Genomic DNA, 18,919 nt, shown 5'->3' on the forward strand with positions numbered 1-18,919 from the left:
GAGCTCAGAGGCCTATTTATTTTAGAAGTGTTTTTTGTAGAGAAGGAAGATTACTCCTGAATGATGGTGTATCCTCTGATGCCGTGCTCGTGGCTATCAAGACCTTCTTTTTCGTGCTCTTCAGATACCCTGATACCGATAGTCAATTTCAGTACATAGAAGATAATGAAAGCGCAGATGAAGGCTGCTGCTCCGCAGATCAGCACTCCTTTGAGCTGTGCCATGAAAGTATGATCCGCATTGATAGAGAAGATACCCACAGCGAGTGTTCCCCAAATACCGCAGGTAAGGTGAACTGAAACTGCACCTACCACGTCATCCAATTTGAATTTGTCCAATGTGATCGCAGAGATCACTACAAGGATACCGGCAACGACTCCTACTATGATGGCATTACCTGGCTCGATCACATCAGCTCCTGCAGTAATACCTACAAGTCCTGCAAGGATACCATTCAATACCATACCCAAATCGAGTCTCTTGAACACAAGGTATCCGGTAACGAATCCACCAAGACCACCAGCACAGGCAGCAAGAGAGGTCGTCACCAATACGAAAGATACCAACCCTGGATCAGCAGAAAGAACAGATCCGCCATTGAAACCGAACCAGCCTAACCAAAGCAAGAACACACCGATCACAGCCAAAGGCACACTAGAACCTGGCTTGTCGATAACTTTGCCATCTACATATTTCCCAAGTCTTGGACCTACAATCATGATCCCGGCAAGTGCACCCCATCCACCTACTGAGTGTACGAGCGTGGATCCTGCGAAATCGTAGAAGCCCATTGCATCAAGTGCTCCACCACCCCATTTCCAGCTACCGATGATCGGGTATACAACACCCACGAAGATCAGCGTGAAAATAAGGTAAGCACCTAGTTTTACCCGCTCAGCAACCGCACCAGAAACAATAGTGGCAGCTGTAGCAGCAAACATCGCCTGGAACAGGAAGTCTGTCCAGTAAGTGTATCCGGCACCGGCATACTCTGCGGAGATGTCCGCAGTGGCAGAAGTCTCAAGGCCGAAACCTGCAAAGCCGAACCAGCCAGGAACGTCAAAGCCAGGATACATCAGGTTGAAACCCACAAGCGCATAGGTAAGAATACCTATAATAGGAGTCAGTGTGTTTTTGAAAAGGATATTAACCGTGTTCTTAGACTGGCCGAATCCTGCTTCCACACCCGCGAAACCCAAGTGCATAATGAAAACCAGCGCCGTGGCCATCATCATCCAAATGTTATTGGCCGTTAGTAGGTTGGCCGTAATGTCCGCACTGTAATCTGTCGCCACCGCAACAGTCTCTACAACCTCCGGAACTACCGCCGCAATGGTGTCTGCCACGGCTACCGAATCTTGTACAATCATCAATAGGTTGGTGATCATGTTCATAAGTTTTTAAGATTAAAAATTCGTTGCGAAGATTCGGCTTCCGGTTAGCACAAACCGGGCAATTAGCCTCTGTCCACACTCCAAATAAAAGGACATAATCACGAATTATCAAAAACGAAATTTTAATACTTACACATTTTTATCACCTTATTTTAAGTTTAGAAGGGTCAATTTTTAAATTTTCATTATAAAAGAAGCAAAATATTAATAATTATATAATTGATCCTTATTTGACGGCAGGCATCTTATTCATATTGTAAAAATGCGTTTTCACAAAATAATTTGCTTTTTTTCACAATTTTGATTTCAATTTTTTAAATATTCCTATTATTTCTCCAAATAATATATGGAAATATCAAAGACCCTCCATAATCCTGTATGGTTTCATAATTCATGCACAAAACAGGATGTGACCGATATGCTCTATTTTTAGCCCATGAACATAGATGATATCCTCTTTCACCTGGGTGAAAGTACCCCCTTTGGCGGGACGTCAGCCAGCCCTCCGATCTACCAAACCAGCAACTTCATTTTTCCCACCCTGGATCATATGAAAACGGCTCTGCAGCACGAGGATCACATTCCGTTTTATACCCGTGGGGCCAACCCTACGGTGCAGGTACTTCAGGAGAAAATAGCCGCACTGGAAGAAACCGAGCATTCACTGATCTTTGCCAGCGGCAGTGCAGCCATCACCGCAGCCATCATCTCACAGGTAAAAGCCGGTGACCACATCGTCTGTGTCTCCAATCCATACAGCTGGACCAAAAAGCTGATCGAAGGTATTTTAGCCAAATTTTCTGTGGCCAGTGATTTTGTAGAGGCTTCAGACACTGAGGCCATTCTGGCGCATGTAAGAGAGAACACCCGACTGATCTACCTGGAAAGCCCCAACTCGTGGACCTACGAGATGCAGGACATTGAAGTGATTACCACTTTTGCCAAACAGCAAGGCATCCGTACCATCCTGGATAATAGTTGCGCTTCACCTTTGTATCAGAAACCCGCTCGGTATGGTGTCGACATCATCGTTCACTCCTCCACCAAATACCTGTCGGGACATGCCGATGTGGTCTCTGGAGTCTTGTGCACCTCTTCGGATATTTACCTATCCATTTTCAAAAACGAATACATGACTTTCGGGGCCATCATCTCCCCGCTTGAAGCCTGGCTGATGATCCGATCACTCAGATCACTGGAACTCCGCATGGAAAAAGTGAGCAAAAACGCACTGGAGGTAGCCCGGTTTCTCGAAAAGCATCCAAAAATTGCCCAACTGTTTTACACCCATTCAGAATCCTTTGCTCAACCTGAGCTGGTAGAGAAATACCTTTCAGGAAATGGCGGACTTATGACGATCGACCTCAAAACGAACAATGCTCATCAGGTGGAACAATTCTGCAACACATTGAAGCGTTTCAAACTCGGATGCTCCTGGGGTGGTTTTGAATCCCTGGCTTTTCCAGCCATCACCACAATGAGCTCGCTCAACTACAATAAACCTGATACCGCCATCAACAGAATAAGACTTTATGTAGGTTTGGAGGATTCCGGGCTCTTAATAGACGATCTCACCAATGCATTGGAAATTATCGATTAGTCTCTTCACACTCTGGCTTTGTCCTATGCTCCTCCAGGGGCAAAATACCATTTCGGGCATGATCTTGAGTGAATCAGGAGAGGCCTTGCCGTTTGCTACTGTATATGTGGAGGGAAGTACCAATGGCACCACCAGCAATGCAGACGGACGCTATCAGCTTACCATTGGAGCCAGACCTGCCACCATTGTGGCACAATACATCGGCTATGCACGGCAGACACAAACGATAGACCTGCCCCCCGGGGAGCATGCCACAATCAACTTTGAACTGGCACCGGAAACACTGGTACTCAAAGAAGTGGTCATCTCAGCAAGCGAAAAAGATCCTGCACGCCAGGTGATCCGCAATGCCATCAGAAAACGCAAGTATTATGCTGATGAGGTAAGTGCATACACCTGCGAAGTGTACATCAAAGGACTGCAGCGGCTGGATAAAAAACCCAATAGCCTTTTGGGTATGACGGTCACCATCGATACGGGCATTGTCTACCTCTCTGAGTCTATCTCCAAACTCAAGTACCTGCACCCGGACAAAGTGAATGAGACCATGATCTCTTCTAAGGTGAGCGGAAACAACAACGCCTTCAGCTATAACCAGGCCTCCGAGATGAGGATCAACCTTTATGAAAACAGTTTTTTCATAGAAGGCCTGAGCGAGCGTTCCTTTATCTCACCCATTGCCAACAATGCATTTCTGTACTACGATTACCAAATGGCTGGTACCATAGTAGAAAACGGACTTTTCATCAACAAAATCAAGATCATCCCCAAACGTAAAACAGACCCGGTGTTCAGCGGCTACCTATACATCATAGAAGACTCCTGGCGTATCCATAGTGTGGATGTGAAGCTCACCAAAGACAATGGCATCGAGTTTTTGGATTCACTTTCTTTCAATCAGGTATTCGCTCCTGTAGATTATGATATCTGGATGCCCATTTCGCAGCGCTTTACCTTTAAGTTCAGGGCTTTTGGCTTCAAAGGCAGTGGGCATTTTACAGCCATCTACAGAAACTATCAGGTGGAACCCAACTACTGGCAACCACGTGCTACGGACCCAAACCCGGTAACGGAAATCCCTAAAAAAGTGGCCAAAAAGTCCCCAAAAGAACCTACCAAAGAAACCCTCCTCTCCAAAGAAGATTTTTCCAACGCCGTAGTGACCGTGGTGGACGGAGCCAATGAAAAGGACTCTATTTACTGGGCAAGTGTCCGGCCCATTCCTCTGACCGAAATAGAGGTGCGCGACTACCAAATAAAGGATTCCATCGGTGTGATCAGGAAATCCAAGCCCTACAAGGATTCCATAGATCAGGTAAGAAACAAATTCAAACCAGGCAATTTATTCTTCAATGGCTATACCCACTTCAACAGCTACAACCGAAGGTATTTTAGCTTTCCTACTCTTGTGGAGGGACTTCAGTACAATTCCGTGGAAGGACTGGTCACTAACCTGGAGTTTTCATTTCAGAAAAGAACTGAGCAGTCTTTTGACTACACCATCAAACCTGGCCTGCGATATGGGTTTTCAAATAAAAAGCTGCAGGCGAAAGTGGAAGTGACCAAAATGATCAACCTCAAAAAAAGGCTGATCCTCACCGGAGGCCTCGGGCGTTATGTCTTTCAGGTGAACGAGCAGGAGCCCATCACCCCTTTCAGCAACAGCTTCTTCACGCTGGTCAGAGGAGAAAACTACATGCGCCTGTTTCAAAAATATTTCACCTATTTTGGCTATCAGAAAGAACTCATGAATGGAGTCCTCCTCAATGGCAAACTGAGCTATGAGCAACGCGAGACACTCGAAAACACGGCCTCCTACAACCTGTTTGACAAAACATTCCATTCGAATACCCCTGTTAATCGGGAAATGACAGCTACGGATTTCCCAAAACACCAGACCCTCACTACCGCTTTTCGGTTGCGTATCCGGTTTGCTCAGCAATACATAGAACGCCCTGACCGTAAAATCATCCTTAGCTCTGAATACCCTGATGTATATGTTTTCTACAAAAAAGGAATCAACCTCCTCGGAGGAGACACGAACTACGACCTGGTGAAGGTAGGATCAGAATATAGTCTTCGGGTGGGCCAGGTAGGCACAAGTAAAATAAGTGCTCAGACAGGATTATTTCTCAATACACGCCGAATGTACTTCCCTGATTTTCACCACTTCAATGGCAACCTCACCTACATCCGGCAAGCAGAAGGCGAAAATCAGTTCCAATTATTGGACTACTATCCTTACAGTACACAGGATCGTTTTCTTCAGGCCCATTATGAGCACCATTTCAATGAATTTATCTTTAATAAAATTCCGGGGGTGCGGCGCTTAAACCTGCAAGCGGTAGGGTCGGTAAATTACCTCACTACGCCTGTTTTAGGGCACTACTTTGAATTCGGTGCGGGAATAGAACACATCCTGAAGTTCTTTAGGGTAGATTTTTATACCAGCGTGACCAACGGGCGGCATTCCAGAGCCGGAATAAGGTTTGGGGCTGGATTCTGAGCTACTTAAGAACCTGCAGGAATCCCTTGTATTGAGTCCGATCATATTTGATCACATAATAGTACACGCCTGACGGTACATTCTTGCCATCCCATACAAAATCCCTTTGCTCGCTACGAAAAACGCTGGTGCCACTCCGGTCGTGAATGCTGATGTACTGAAAAGCATCATCACAGTTATCGGGGGGCAGATTTTGCCGTGGCTGCGTCAGGTTGGTCAGCGTATAGGTATCATTGTGCCCGTCTCCATTGGGGGTAAAAACATTAGGAGGTTCAAACCCCAAAAACAACTCCTGGGTCTCCCTAACCTCAAAAGTGATACTCATGGTGTACTGCTTCTGTACAGGGCAAGCATCATCGTAGGCCAGAAAGGAGATTTCGAAGAAGCCAGACTCCTCACCCAAATCTAACAGGGAGCACTCGGGTGTCCAGTAAAGAGTAGAAGTAACCTCCCCAAGACCGGTCTTGCGCTCAAAGAAAAGGGACTCTGATCTGGGCAGTCTGGAGGGATTCAAAAACTCAATGGTCACTGAATCTCCGGCATCAAAATCGAATGCAGAAATATCCATTTCAAAAGGCACATTGATCTTCAAGACGGTATCTGCATACTCCCGCATCTCAGGGCGGTTGTTTTCAGGAATGTCCAGGTTCACTGTAAACACCACAGTGTCCTGATTTACCTCGTCGCATCGATCCTCATCCTCCGCTATAAATAAAAACTCGTAAGTTCGTTTCTCCGCCAGGTCCAGCAGGCTGCAGTCCACCTTCCACTGAAAAAGCGAATTGACACTACCCACGCCACTCGCTTCCGCGAAACTCACTCCTATCCCCGACCCCTGAAATCCCAGGGGTTGCAAACTCAGATTGACAGTGTCCTGATCCAAATCCGTTGCGAGCACATCAAAACTAATCACATCACCATCCCTGGCAGTAATCACATGATCAGACCCCAAGGTAACCTCAGGACTGGTATTCGGAGGCAAAATCACCCCCATACTCAGCCATACCACATTGGGGTTTTCCACCTCACATATATCAAAATCCTCAGGAAGGAGCGCCAACTGAAAGTTCTTCAAGCTGGAGAAGTCATATATCTGGCAATTGGTGTCCCAGGTAAGGGTGCCCTCCATCAGCCCATTTTCAGACTTGGTCACTTCTATAAATAACCCCATTTCGGCCGGGTCTTCTATCCCTGGCACATACATAATCATTTCCAGGCTGTCATTATTAGCATCAGTCGCGGTAAAACCGAGTGTGAGCACCTCATTTTCATTGATCGTATAGCCTGGGCCAAAGGAGGTGAAATCCGGAAACTGGTTGGGAGGGGGCTCTACATTAATGGTGAGCCTTGCCGTATCCATTTGCGGGAGTGGGCAGGCATCATCGCTGGCGATCAGATCAATAATAAAAGGACCATCTCTTATGGGCGGACAGCCGGGTGCACACACCTGCACGACCAAGGTATCCTGACCTGGATTTATAAAGGACTGAGTGATACTAAATAGATCATCCAGCTCTTCATCAAAATTAACCGGAACAGCCCTTAGCGTGATTTGCTCTCCTGCAGATATATTGGTAATGATAAAGTCAAAACATTTGTCGTCCTCCAGCGCATAAGTAAGCACGTCCACCTCCGGATCGAAGCTATCGTTGCCTGGAATTTGGATACCCACTTCCGGCGGATCTGGAGGATCACAACCTTCTTCTCTCACCAGCATTTGAAAATCCCGCTGCACCTCCCCTATTTTCACCTGATCCCGCCACTCTTCCACCAAAACAGAAAACACATACAGCCCTTTGGTTTTAGGATTAACTGTCAGCAAGCCTTTACTCGTAATGCGCAGTGGTGGGCTGCCTGGCACAGTATTTTCAAGAGAAAATCCCTCAGCCCAGTAAACGGGAATATGCGGTTTTGACTGAGGGATCGGCAAAGCGTCAGCAGAAGAACTATTGAGAGGTGTCACCAGGCGATAAACCAGCGAATCACCATCAGGATCGGTGCCTGTGAAATTGGTATAATACAACTGATTAATGCAGGCATAATCACTCAACGGCTTCAACAAGACCGGAGAAGAATTGATAAAAGGCTTACCATTTTTCCAGAGTGGGGGTATCTCTACCACATATTTCATTCCGGTCTGCCCAGGGTTCTCCACATTCACAATGTCCAGGTTTCGACAACAGCGCTCCCATTCCACATAATACCCTTTAGTGTCGGCATACCCCGAGGGCTCCAGCTCCACCACACTGGTATATACCACTCTGGAGGTCTGCAATTCTTCTATAGAGCACTCCGGGTTGGTATAAAACACCTCACTCACCGAAGAGAGAGGAAGCAAGTGAGTGGAAACGAGTCGGTTATCCTTGTTAGAATAGATATACACCGTCACGGAGGGGTCTGGTTCGGTATTCTGCTGCTGGGCTTCGTCGCGGTATTGTATGAGGTTGATCCTATAGACGCCAGGCTCAATGGTAATGAACTCAATCTCCCCCCCTACGATATGGAAAGCCTCCAGACCGAAAAAGAACATCAACGCACAGATGAAAAGAGAAAACTTTTTCATACCAAGTCTTAATCCCATAGAACATTGTTTTTGCCCCATACCCCAATAGAACGCCTCAGAAACTCTTAGTAGCTTTGCGCCCAATGAAGGCAAGTAAAGTTATCGAAAAGCTGGAGATTACCGGTGTATCATCTGACGGAAAGAGTGTGGGACGTCATGAGAACAGAGTCATTTTTGTAGCCAATGGTGCGCCAGGTGACATAGTGGATGTGCGAATCGTTGGAAAACAAAAGAAATTTCTTCTGGGCGAGATCATCCACTTTCATGAAAAGTCCGCAGACCGAACAGACCCCTTCTGTGAGCACTTTGGCACCTGTGGCGGCTGTAAATGGCAGCATATACAGTATAATGCCCAGTTGAAGCACAAACAAGACCATGTAGCGCACAACCTGGCCAAAATTGGCAAGACGGCTCTCCCTGAGCTACTCCCTATCAAAGGATCTGCCAACACCACGTATTATAGAAATAAGCTGGAGTACACCTTCTCCAACATGCGATGGCTCACACGTGAGGAGATAGAAGACAATGACGAGCTTAGCCGCAATGCACTCGGCTTTCATATTCCCAGAAGGTTTGACAAAATACTCGACATCAACCACTGCTGGCTGCAGGGTGATCCGTCCAACCAGATTCGACTTGCCGTAAAGGCGTACGCAGAGAAAAACGAACTCACGTTTTTCGATCTGAAAAAACAAGAGGGACTACTGCGAAACCTGATCATCCGTACTTCCACCACCGGCGACCTGATGGTGATTCTGCAAGTGTTTTATGAGGATCAGTCCGCCATAACGGCACTTCTAAATCACTTGAAAGATAGCTTTCCGGAAATCACCTCCTTGCTTTACATCATCAACCCCAAACAAAACGAAACGTTCTACGACCTGCCTGTTCATACATTTCATGGAGAAGGTTTCATACATGAGGAGATGGAAGGGCTCAGGTTTCGTATCGGGCCCAAATCATTCTATCAGACCAATAGCATTCAGGCCTATGAACTATACAAAGTAGCCAGAGAATTTGCAGGTCTGACAGGCGATGAGGTAGTCTACGACCTCTACACCGGCACAGGCACCATTGCCAACTTTGTAGCGAAGAAAGCTCAAAAGGTCATCGGGGTGGAATCTGTGGAGGAGGCCATTGTTGACGCACGTATCAACTCTGAGCTGAATCAGATCACCAACACTACCTTCCTGGCAGGAGACATGAAAGATATGATCAATGCCGACTTTGTGAAGAAGCACGGACACCCGGATGTGATCATCACTGACCCGCCAAGGGCTGGTATGCATCAAAAGGTGGTGGAGATGATCAACGAGATAAAACCGAAAAAACTGGTGTATGTAAGCTGCAATCCTGCCACACAGGCGCGAGACCTGGAGCTACTCTCTCCCGTTTTTGAAGTGGTGGCAGTGCAGCCTGTGGATATGTTTCCTCAAACCCATCATGTGGAGAATGTGATGCTATTAAAAGCAAAATAAAATGCAAAACGATCCTACTTTAGACCCGAAATACCTCGGCAAAATCTCTTCTGATTTTGTGAAAGTCTCCGAGTACCTCAAAGAGGCATCCTACCTCATCAGGAAGAAGGGTTTTTCTGAATACCCGGTATTCCCGGTATCCAAAGAAGATGTCCCCATTGGTCAGTTGCTCTACGAAAAAGGCAAACTGGAAAATGAATGGAATTACTACGCCTCTTTCATGGAGGAGTTTGCCCAGCGGCAACTCATTGCTGAGGAAGCAAAATTCAAAGAAGCATACAAAGACCCCGATGAGTACTGTTGTCTGTTCATCGTAGACAGAGAATTCACCAACTTCTTATTCATACCGTTTCCCGAAGATTGACATTTTTTATAACAAAATCACCGAATAAAACATTACTACCTGTATGGAAGAACAAGTAAATCAAATCACAGACCTATCAGCCATCGCCATGGAGTATGCATGGGAATATGGTCCCAAAGTGGTCCTGGCCATCATCACGCTTATCATTGGTCTCTGGATCATAAGTGTGCTCACACGCGGATTTGGCCGTGTCATGGAGAAAAGAAATTTTGACCGGTCCCTAACACCATTCCTGAAAACACTCCTTAGCGCATTGCTAAAAGTGATGCTCTTTATCTCTGTCATTGGGATGGTAGGTATTGAAGTCACGAGTTTTATCGCCATACTAGGTGCCGCTGGTCTGGCTGTAGGTTTGGCCTTGCAGGGCACATTGCAAAATTTTGCCGGTGGGGTGATCATCCTCCTCCTCAGACCTTTCAAGGTTGGTGACGTCATTGATGCCAAAGGCTACACGGGTACCGTGAAAGAAATCCATATTTTCTATACCATCATCAACACCTTCGATAAGAAAGTGGTCTATATCCCCAATGGCACACTTGCCAACTCGGACATGACCAATCTCTCACAGGAAGAAGATCGGCGAAATGAATGGAAGTTTGGGATTGCCTACGGAGATGATGTAGACAAAGCCAAAACGCTCCTGAGAAAATTTATTGATGAAGATGAGCGCATCCTCAAAGAGCCCGAACCTTTTATTGCGGTGCATTCTCTGGGCGATAGCTCTGTAAATCTTGTGGTACGTACCTGGTCTAAGGCGGGAGACCTCTGGCCGGTATATTTCGATATGAACGAAAAAGTATACAAGGAATTTGCGAAAGAAGGCCTCAACATCCCTTTTCCACAACTGGATGTACACATGCACAATCAGAAATAAGAAATAAAAGAATCATGCACGCTCCTCAAAGTTTTGAGGAGCGTTTTTTTTCCTCTCAGAAGTAAGATAAGGGTCTGGAGAACGAAAATTGATATATTTTCGAAATCTCAAAAATCAAATACCCCATGCGAATACTTCTTGTGTTAAGCTTTCTAATCACCTCCTCACTTTATACTCAGGCGCAAACCGACTACCTGATCACATCATCAAAGGACACTCTCCGAGGCAAAGTATCCCTATTGCTACAGGAAAAGCTGACAGAAAAAGTCACCGTAACCACTGAGAACGAAACAAGAACATTCCATTCAGGCCAGATCATCGCGGTGCGTATCAATGAAGACCTATACAAAAGCATAAAACATGGCGACAAGTACCGGATGATGAAAGAAATCACACCGGGATACCTGGGTTTGTATTCATTCCGATTTGAGGACAATTATGATTTTGATCCCAAATTTTTATATAAAGTCACAGGCGAAGGTCAGGAAATACCCACCTTCGGGTTTCGATCAGTGGCTGCCGACTTCCTGAGCGAGTGCCCGTCTATCGTACAAGCCATCAAAAACAAAGCATATAAAATCTCGGATCTTTCGTCGCTGGTAAATGACTACAATACCCAATGCCTCAATACTGAAGCCAAGTCCAATGTGACTGAAGGAGTCAAAGAAATAAGTGGTCTTCTGGATCAGGTCACCGAACTACAGCAACTACTCAGGGATATCCAAAGCAAAAAAGATGCAGGTGAAAAGATCCCTCAGTATATGATCAATGCCCTGGAAGTACACGCCTGGGGCAACCTCAATGGAGATCTTCGGGTGCTATTGCAACAACTGACTCAATAATATTCAGTCTTTATAAACCACACCTTCTTTCATCACAAAGTTGACCTTACCCATGTTATCAATATCATCAAGAGGGTTGCCATCCACAGCTACAATGTCTGCATAAAGACCGACACGAATACTCCCCAACTGGTCTGAAACGCCCAAAATAGAGGCATTCACCGAAGTAGCACATTTAATCGCCTCCATGGCAGGCATCCCTCCTTCCACCATGTAGATAAATTCTTTATAGTTTTCCCCATGCGGGAAAACCCCGGCATCCGTACCGAAGCCTATGGGCACACCCATTTTATAGGCTCGGGTAAATGTTTCGCTGATCTGTGGGCCAATGACAGCAGCCTTTTTTGCCACCATGTCGGGGTAATAACCTGCCACCCGGGAGAGCTCAGCCACAGACATCCCAGCAGTAATGGTAGGGATATAATAGGCATTTTTTTCCCTCATGAGCTTCATGGTCACTTCAGACATATAAGTTCCATGCTCTATCGTTTTCACTCCCGCCCTGACAGCTCGCTGCATGCCCTCGTCACCATGGGCATGAGCCGCCACCTGGAAACCCAGATCATTAGCAGTCTTCACGATCACTTCTATTTCACCTTCACTAAAATGCGGGCCACTTCCATCTTTGGCTACCGAAAGCACCCCCCCTGTCGCCGTAATTTTAATCAGGTCGGCACCATCCTTATACCTCTGACGCACCGCTTTCATGGCATCAGCAGCACCATTCACCACGCCTTCTCGCGGACCGGGATCACCCATCAAGTCATTTCTGTATCCATTGGTAGGGTCTGCATGCCCTCCGGTAATAGCCAGGGACTTCCCTGCAGTAAAAATCCTGGGCCCCACTATCACTCCTTTATTAATCGCATTTCGCAAAGAAATATTCACACCCGTTCCTCCTAAATCTCTCACCGTGGTGAATCCGGCCATTAAGGTCACCTCGGCAAAGGCCGCTGCCTCAAAAGCTACATCCGCTTCATTCATCGTAAATTTTTTGAGGTATCCATCAGTACTGGTCTCATGCTCCAAATGCACATGCATATCTATGAGCCCCGGCATCACGGTCATGTTTTTCAAATCAATCACCACATCACCAGCCTCAGGAGCCTGATACCCATTCACTACTGCGACGATCTTTTTATCCTCTACAATGATCGTCTTCTGCGTCTGTATCTTGTCTCCCACACCATCAATTAATCTCCCCGCATAAATGAGCTTTTGCTGTGCCGAAACTACCCCACAGAAGGTGATGAGAATAAATGCAAATAGACTTTTCATTGTTGATGTTTGTTTTTCTCTTTAAAATACAACTAATTTCTGATACAGATTCATAACTAGAGACAATGAAAACCTGGACCATCAACAGTGACATGGGTGAAAACATAGGGAATGACCATCTTCTGATGCCTTTCCTCAATGAGTGCTGCATAGCCTGCGGGGGGCATGTAGGGGATGAAAGTTCCATGCAAAAGACGGTGGATCTGGCATTAAAACATGGCGTTTCTATAGGAGCTCACCCATCATTTCCGGATCAGGTCAATTTTGGCCGGATCCCGATGCGAATGGAGAAAAATGCGTTATCTGACACACTGCGCACACAGATCGATGCCCTGAGAAAAATCTACCCCGATATCGAACACATTAAACCTCACGGGGCATTGTATAACATGGCAGCAGTAGATCCTGAAATCGCCTGGACCGTTCTGGAAGTCATTAAAGATTACCCGGGCACCATGCTGATGGCTCCATGGAAGTCTACCATCGCTCAAATGGCCGAAGAACAAGGGATCAAAGTACGCTTTGAGGGCTATGGAGACAGAAGATATCACAGCAACATGGCCCTGGTTTCGCGAAAAAACCCTGCCGGTGTGATCTCTAAAGCCAATGATGCCGTGGAACAGGTGAAATCCATCTCCGACAGAGGCATCTTCATCTCTATAGAGGGAGATGAAATAGAATTTGTGGCCGAAACCTTCTGTGTACATGGTGATAACCCAGATGCCCTGAAAATCCTGCAAGCCCTCCATCACCTGAAAGTGTCATGAGTCCAAAAATAGTTTTCCGTACGCTTGGTCCGGAAACGTTATTGATGGAGTGGCCAGAGGTGATCAATAAGGAGACGCTCACCTCAGTTACTGACTATTTCAAAGCCATTTCAAATGAACTGGCAGAACAAATCATCACCTGCTATCCAGCCTATTGCAGTATCGCCATCCATTTTGATTCAGATCGGATTTCGGCAGCCAAACTTCAGGAAAGTATCCGCCAGCTGGATCTGAAGGAAGGGCAAAAATCAGAAAGACCATGCTGGGAACTGCCCGTGTGTTACGCTGAAGTATATGGCGTTGATCTTCCGAGAATGGCTGAGGTCAAAAAAATCGATCCTGAAGAAATCATCCTCCTCCATACCCAAACGAGCCATTCTGTACACTTCTTTGGGTTTCTCCCGGGATTCATGTACCTGGGTGGCCTGCCCACAGCATTACATCACCCTCGAAAACAAACCCCCACACGTAAAATTCAGCAAGGTTCCGTGGCCATTGGCGGAAGCCAGACTGGCATCTATCCCTCCTCATCACCAGGAGGATGGCACGTCATTGGCAATTGCCCCGTACCAATGTTTGACCCCTCCAAAAACCCTCCATGCTTTATTCGCATGGGAGACGAAGTGAAATTCAACGCAGTGGAGGTGGATGAATATCTGTCCATCAAAGAGCTGATAGCACAAGGCAAATACAACCCTAAAACCACCGCGCTCGATGGGTGAAATAATCGTCAAAAAAACCGGTTTACACACCTCCATCCAAGACCTTGGGCGAGGGCACTGGAGGCACTTTGGTGTGCCGCTGAGCGGAGCCATGGATCAAAGAAGTGCACAACTGGCCAATCTCCTGACCAATAACGAAGAGGATACTCCGGTAATCGAAATCACCATGATGGGACCTCAACTCCAATTTACGGAATCAGCCATCATCGTCCTCACCGGAGCAAACCTGAGCCCAAATTTGGACGGAAGTGCGATCGGAATGAATCAAAGCGTACAGGTGAAGGGTGGTCAAACGCTCTCCTTTGGCAAGCCCATACAAGGCATCCGCACCTATCTTTCCATCAAAGGCGGGTTCGATTGTCCAAAAGTGCTGGGGAGCTATTCACAATATCCCATGGTCACTCCATCAGGAAGCCTCCAGCAAGGGGATAGATTGGCGTACAAGTCACAGACAGTATCAGGTAGAAATCATGCCCTGATCCATACAGATCCGCAGCACTTTACGAACAAAATACTGAAAGCATCTCCGGGCCCGGAATTTGACCTACTGGAGAACTCCACCCAACAGATGCTCCTTACCAGTAGTTTCCTTATCCAGGGGAATGATAGAATGGGCTATCAACTCAAACATCCCGACATGCCTCCTCATCAGATGGAGATGGTCACGGCTCCGGTTATCCCGGGCACAGTACAGTTTACCCCTTCTGGACAGCTCATCGTTCTTATGAGAGATGCCCAGGTGACAGGTGGGTACCCTCGGGTTCTCCAACTTACCAAGGAAAGCATTGACCAACTGGCACAGAAAACCAATGGTCAATCAATTCTATTTCAGCTGGCTTGAGTCATTTCCCCATGCTTGATGGAAGAACTGATAGGATAGGTAAATATATCGATAGCCCTCGGCCCTACATGTACCTACATGCTTCGCTATTTCCTGAAAATCGTTAGAAATTCACGAATTAAATTTCACAATCGGACATATTTCGGAATAAAAACCAGCCACACATCACTTTCACAAAACATCATTAGGTCTCTTGATTTGTGTTAAAAGTTTTTTATACATTTGACTGGCTACCAGTAAGATTACCGACTAAAAAGTCAACTCAAACAACTTCCCGCTGTTGAAAAATTTTGAGAACCACACAAAAGACAATACGACTATGTAACACTAATTAAACCGTTAAATTCAACCTAATTCAAAACGTAAGTTCAAAACCTAATTCAAAACACACATGAGAAAACAATTACTTGCAATGACCCTTATGGGGGCATCATTGCTGACCTATGCCCAAAGTGAGCGTAAGCCTGCAAAAGATTTCAAATCTCCTCAATTGATTTCTGTGCAGGAAGTTCCTAATCAAAACGCAAAAACTCTACTACGAGAAAAACTTCAGCTACAGAATGCTGATGACATGCAGCTCATGAAATCTGAAATGGATCAGATTGGAATGAAGCATGAGAAGTATCAGCACTATTATGAGGGAGTCAAAGTATTCGGATCAGAATACACCGTACATTCCAAATCAGGCAAGATTTCACATCTTTCGGGGAAACTTGCCAAAGTGGAAAATGTAGACGTGAAGCCTACTCTTTCTGAGCAAGCTGCGTTGGACAAAGCTTCTTCTAAGATTACGGCTGAAAAATTCATTTGGGATGAAGACTTCTCAAAGAAGCCAAAAGCTGAGTTGGTCATACTTGATGCTGCCACGACGGGCAAAGACGAAGCCCGCCTGACGTACAAGTTTGAAATCATCTCACTAAGACCGTACCAGCGGTATGATGTCTTTGTGGATGCCAAAAGCGGAGAGACGCTCATGATGTACAGCAAAATCCATTTTGCGGATGCTGTGGGTTCTGCAGCGACCCGTTACAGTGGCACACAAACCGTCCATACCGATAGCTACTCCGGTAGCTACAGACTAAGGGACTATTCACGTGGAAATGGCGTGGTGACCTGGGATGCTACCACTGCTACTGGCGTGAATAACTCAACCGGGGTTCCTATTGGGTCTTCGGATTACACGGATAACAACAATAGCTGGACTGCCGCAGAGTTTGACAATGCCGATAAGGATGATGCCGGACTCGAAGCTCATTTCGGTGCTGCAGCCACTTATGACTTCTTTAGCACCACTTTTGGCCGAAATAGCTACAATGGCTCAGGCGCTACCATCAATAGCCATGTGAATACAGACATTGAAGATGTATATGGCTACCCTTCAGGCTACAACGACAATGCCTTCTGGAATGGCAACGTCATGGTGTATGGAAAAGGTAACTCACTGGATCCCCTGACCACTGTGGACATCACCGGCCACGAAATTGGTCATGCTTTCATGGAGTACACAGCCGGCATGATCTATCAGAAAGAATCAGGTGCCATGAATGAGTCCTTTAGTGACATCTGGGGTACCTGTGTGGAAAACTACACCAACGTAAACTACGGCACCAACAAGGACCTATGGAACCTGGGTACGGAGATTGGACAAACTTTCCGATCCATGTCCAACCCTAACGCCCATAGCCAGCCTGATACTTATGGTGGTACTTACTGGGTAAGCGTAACCAGCTGTAGCCCAAACAGCAGCAATGACTACTGTGGTGTACACACCAACAGTGGAGTGGGTAATCACTGGTTCTACATCCTGACAGTGGGGAAATCCGGCACCAATGACATTGGAAGTAACTATAGTGTCACAGGTATAGGTATTGACAAAGCAGCAGCAATCTCCTGGAGATCACAGTCTGTTTACCTGGGTGCTAATTCCACCTATGCAGACTGGAGAACTTTTGCCATCCAATCAGCTAAGGACCTCTACGGAGCAGACTCTCCGGAAGAAATAGCCGTCACCAACGCCTGGTATGCAGTGGGTGTGGGCGCTGCCTACTCAGCCCCTGTAGGATGTGTAGCTTCACCTTTATCCCTGTCTATCACATTTGATAACTATCCGGAGGAAACCAGCTGGACAGTGAAGAATAGCGGGGGAACTACAGTAGCTTCCGGTGGAACCTATGGGTCACAACCTGATGGATCTACCCTCAACCTGGACATCAACCTGACCGCAGGTGATTACACTTTCACCATCAATGACAGCTATGGAGACGGTATCTGCTGCTCATACGGAAGTGGGTCTTACACCCTTTCAAGTGGATCTACCACCATCAAGACCGGCGGAAGTTTCTCTTCGTCTGAGAGTACTAACTTCTGTATCTCATCAGGGGCTGATACACAGGCGCCTACAGCACCTACCGGCCTGGCGGCATCCAATGTCACTCAAACTACGCTGACTCTGACATGGACTGCCTCAACTGATAACGTAGGTGTGACAGGGTACAACGTATTCCAGGGCTCCACAAACATTGGTACGGTAACAGGAACATCCGCAAACATCACTAGTTTGTCTTCGGGCACAAGCTACTCGTTTCATGTGACAGCAGTGGATGCGGCAGCCAATGAGTCTGCTTCCAGCAATACGGTAAATGTGACCACTCAGTCTCCGGACACCACAGCTCCATCTGTACCAACGGGCCTGGCAGCATCTGGAGTGACCCAGACTTCACTTACGCTATCCTGGAGCGCTTCCAGTGACAATGTAGGAGTAACAGGTTACGACGTATACAGAGACGGCAGTCTTTATACTTCAGTATCTGGCACCAGCACCAGCGTCACAGGACTTACGGCCAGTACTACCTATGCATTCAGGGTAAGAGCGAAAGATGCCGCAGGTAACAACTCGGCACAGAGTACTGCGCTGAATGTAACCACGGCAGCCAACAACGTGACGTACTGCACGGCTAAGGGAAATAACACCAACTACGAGTGGATTGACCTGATTCAACTTGGATCTATCAATAACTCCTCAGCAGCCAATGGTGGCTATGGCAACTTCACCTCACAGTCTACCACGCTTGTACTCAACTCCAGCAACACGATTTACTTCAGTGCCGGATTTGCCAGCTCTACTTACAGTGAAAACTGGAGAGTGTGGATAGACTACAATCAAGATGGTGATTTCTCAGACAGTGGTGAGCAGGTGGTCACCGGTACTTCCTCCAATGGAAATACCTACTCGGCCAGCTTTACAGTACCTGGAGGAGCCGCTCTTGGTTCTACCAGAATGCGTGTTGCCATGGTGTGGAACGCCACACCTGCAAGCTGTGGAACCTTCTCTTACGGTGAAGTAGAAGACTACACAGTCAACATCTCTGCCACCAGTATCAATGGCATTGCTGCGGCCAGCAGCCCGTCATTTGCAGAGTCTCTGGATCATGAGCTTTCGGAAGCTTCATTCGGAGTGTATCCTAACCCGGTAGGAGCTGTACTCAATTTCAATACAGGAGATTTCAAAGTCATTTCAGGCTTGAGAATTATTGACCTGGGAGGAAAAGAAATGAGGAGACTTTCCGGAAACGCGAATGCACTCAACGTCTCCGACCTACACCCTGGCCTTTATATCCTGGAAGTGGAGTCTGAAAGAGGTAAGTTTCAGACCAAATTCCTCAAGCGATAGTAAATAAAACGGTTTAATAA

At 46.7% G+C, this 18,919-nt stretch carries 13 protein-coding genes; 10 read left to right on the forward strand and 3 right to left on the reverse strand.

Annotated elements, in window-relative coordinates; genetic code table 11:
* Positions 1-50: 50 nt before the first annotated feature.
* Complete coding sequence (locus GV030_RS10245) at positions 51-1,388, reverse strand: ammonium transporter (protein ID WP_159582216.1); 1,338 nt, start codon at positions 1,386-1,388, stop codon at positions 51-53.
* 442 nt (positions 1,389-1,830) lie between these two features.
* Between GV030_RS10245 and GV030_RS10250 the strand changes: the two genes are divergently transcribed.
* A complete protein-coding gene (locus GV030_RS10250; RefSeq protein WP_159582217.1) occupies positions 1,831-2,994 on the forward strand; it encodes a PLP-dependent aspartate aminotransferase family protein in 1,164 nt (387 codons plus the stop codon).
* Positions 2,972-5,500, forward strand: coding sequence for a DUF5686 and carboxypeptidase regulatory-like domain-containing protein (locus GV030_RS10255; protein WP_159582218.1), 2,529 nt, complete (start codon positions 2,972-2,974; stop codon positions 5,498-5,500). The genes GV030_RS10250 and GV030_RS10255 overlap by 23 nt, the downstream gene beginning before the upstream one ends.
* 1 nt (position 5,501) lies before the next feature.
* Here the strand turns inward: GV030_RS10255 and GV030_RS10260 are convergent, their stop codons facing one another.
* Positions 5,502-8,081 carry a gliding motility-associated C-terminal domain-containing protein gene (locus GV030_RS10260; RefSeq protein WP_159582219.1) on the reverse strand — a complete coding sequence of 860 codons (2,580 nt, stop codon included), beginning with the start codon at positions 8,079-8,081 and terminating at the stop codon, positions 5,502-5,504.
* Positions 8,082-8,146: 65 nt separating this feature from the next.
* On the opposite strand from GV030_RS10260, the gene rlmD reads away from it, so the two are divergent.
* The 4 genes from rlmD (at position 8,147) to GV030_RS10280 (ending at position 11,621) form a co-directional block, all read left to right on the forward strand.
* Positions 8,147-9,541, forward strand: a complete 1,395-nt coding sequence (rlmD, locus tag GV030_RS10265) for a 23S rRNA (uracil(1939)-C(5))-methyltransferase RlmD (protein ID WP_159582220.1) — start codon at positions 8,147-8,149, stop codon at positions 9,539-9,541.
* A 1-nt stretch (position 9,542) separates the two neighbouring features.
* Positions 9,543-9,905: a hypothetical protein gene (locus GV030_RS10270; protein ID WP_159582221.1), complete on the forward strand. Its 363-nt coding sequence runs from the start codon at positions 9,543-9,545 to the stop codon at positions 9,903-9,905.
* A 43-nt stretch (positions 9,906-9,948) separates the two neighbouring features.
* Positions 9,949-10,779, forward strand: a complete 831-nt coding sequence (locus GV030_RS10275) for a mechanosensitive ion channel family protein (RefSeq protein WP_159582222.1) — start codon at positions 9,949-9,951, stop codon at positions 10,777-10,779.
* Between the two features lie 125 nt (positions 10,780-10,904).
* On the forward strand, positions 10,905-11,621 hold the full coding sequence (locus tag GV030_RS10280) for a hypothetical protein (protein ID WP_159582223.1): 717 nt from the start codon (positions 10,905-10,907) through the stop codon (positions 11,619-11,621).
* 3 nt (positions 11,622-11,624) lie between these two features.
* On the opposite strand, the gene GV030_RS10285 is transcribed toward GV030_RS10280, so the two are convergent.
* Positions 11,625-12,899 carry an amidohydrolase family protein gene (locus GV030_RS10285; RefSeq protein WP_159582224.1) on the reverse strand — a complete coding sequence of 425 codons (1,275 nt, stop codon included), beginning with the start codon at positions 12,897-12,899 and terminating at the stop codon, positions 11,625-11,627.
* Positions 12,900-12,964: 65 nt separating this feature from the next.
* Between GV030_RS10285 and pxpA the strand changes: the two genes are divergently transcribed.
* The 4 genes from pxpA to GV030_RS10305 all read left to right on the forward strand — a co-directional run bounded on the left by pxpA (position 12,965) and on the right by GV030_RS10305 (position 18,899).
* On the forward strand, positions 12,965-13,666 hold the full coding sequence (pxpA, locus tag GV030_RS10290) for a 5-oxoprolinase subunit PxpA (RefSeq protein ID WP_159582225.1): 702 nt from the start codon (positions 12,965-12,967) through the stop codon (positions 13,664-13,666).
* A complete protein-coding gene (gene pxpB, locus GV030_RS10295; RefSeq protein ID WP_159582226.1) occupies positions 13,663-14,388 on the forward strand; it encodes a 5-oxoprolinase subunit PxpB in 726 nt (241 codons plus the stop codon). Before pxpA ends, pxpB begins: the two co-directional genes overlap by 4 nt.
* Positions 14,381-15,229, forward strand: a complete 849-nt coding sequence (locus GV030_RS10300; protein ID WP_159582227.1) for a biotin-dependent carboxyltransferase family protein — start codon at positions 14,381-14,383, stop codon at positions 15,227-15,229. The genes pxpB and GV030_RS10300 overlap by 8 nt, the downstream gene beginning before the upstream one ends.
* A 391-nt stretch (positions 15,230-15,620) precedes the next feature.
* Complete coding sequence (locus GV030_RS10305) at positions 15,621-18,899, forward strand: M4 family metallopeptidase (protein ID WP_159582228.1); 3,279 nt, start codon at positions 15,621-15,623, stop codon at positions 18,897-18,899.
* The last annotated feature ends 20 nt before the right edge of the window (positions 18,900-18,919 follow it).

Origin of the sequence: Marinoscillum sp. 108, from assembly GCF_902506655.1 — a bacterium.
Lineage (GTDB): Bacteria > Bacteroidota > Bacteroidia > Cytophagales > Cyclobacteriaceae > Marinoscillum > Marinoscillum luteum.